Source organism: Vibrio sp. 10N.222.49.C9, assembly GCF_041474985.1.
Taxonomy (GTDB): Bacteria; Pseudomonadota; Gammaproteobacteria; order Enterobacterales; family Vibrionaceae; genus Vibrio; species Vibrio crassostreae_C.
In genome coordinates, this window is sequence record NZ_JBFRVD010000086.1 from 1 (window position 1) to 1,091 (window position 1,091).

1 protein-coding gene is annotated in these 1,091 nt (G+C 46.9%); it reads left to right on the forward strand.

Going from position 1 to position 1,091, the window contains the following annotated elements:
* Positions 1–1,091, forward strand: a 1,091-nt coding sequence (locus tag AB4585_RS21725; RefSeq protein WP_372170893.1) for a VCBS domain-containing protein, incomplete at both ends; no start/stop codon positions are given.

The following is a 1,091-nucleotide window of genomic DNA, read 5'->3' on the forward strand; positions in this document are numbered from 1 at the left end:
ATTCTAAACAATGCCGATGGTACGTTTACGTTTACCCCAGAGAAAGACTATAACGGCGATGTACACTTCAGTTATGACGTTAAGGATGCACACGGTGGTGTGACCCACACCGGCGCAACCACCAACTTAGCGGCGGTTAACGACAACCCTGATGTGACACCTTTAACCGACAGTGTCAGTGAGGGGGCCGATAATCATCACCCCCTCAATCTGCTATTAGGTGCCACAGATAAAGACGGCGACGCTTTAACTATCAGTCACCTTGAATATGCCATCGATGGTCAACCTCAGTCGGGCCAACTTCCAACGGGCATTACCTTAGATACTGATGGTCATACATTAATTGTTGATGCCACCAATCCCGCATTTAACCATTTGGCCAATGGTCAGTCGCAACAAATCGCTATCACTTATCAAGTAGAAGATGGCCATGGTGGAAGTACGCAACAAACCGCCACGCTTACGATTGCCGGGACAGATGATAAAGCCACACTGGTTTCTAATGTCATTCAGCTCACTGAAACACAAGCGCTGGATAGTGAATTTAAATTCTATAGAGGCCAGCTTCAGCTAATTGACCCTGATAGTGGTGATAACACTCAGTTTGTTTTTAGCGGGAAGTATTTAGGCCAAGGGGTTGAGCCTGGTCACCTTGATGTTTGGCCTAATGGCACTTATCAATTCAGATTAGAAGCTGTTACCAATCGTCATGCGGACGATCTCATTGGTAGCCTACATGCTGGCGAGTCGATGGAGCTCCCCTACGAAATCGAAACCAATGATGGTCAAAAGCTCACCATTATGGTGAAGGTGACCGGTGAAGATAACCAAGCAAAAATTGAAGTAACGCCCTACTCCAGCCTCAATAATCATGTTTACGAAGATCACACTTCCTTTGGCAATACCACTAATCAGCTCAGCAGTGGCGGCACGTTACACGTGATTGACCCCGATCACGACCAAGCCGGTTTTATTGCACAAACCATCACCACCGCCGAAGGTGGTCGGTTCAATATCAACGCAAAGGGCCATTGGTCATACGATATTGACAATGATAAAGTCCAACATTTAGGCGCAGGGGAAAGCTTCCA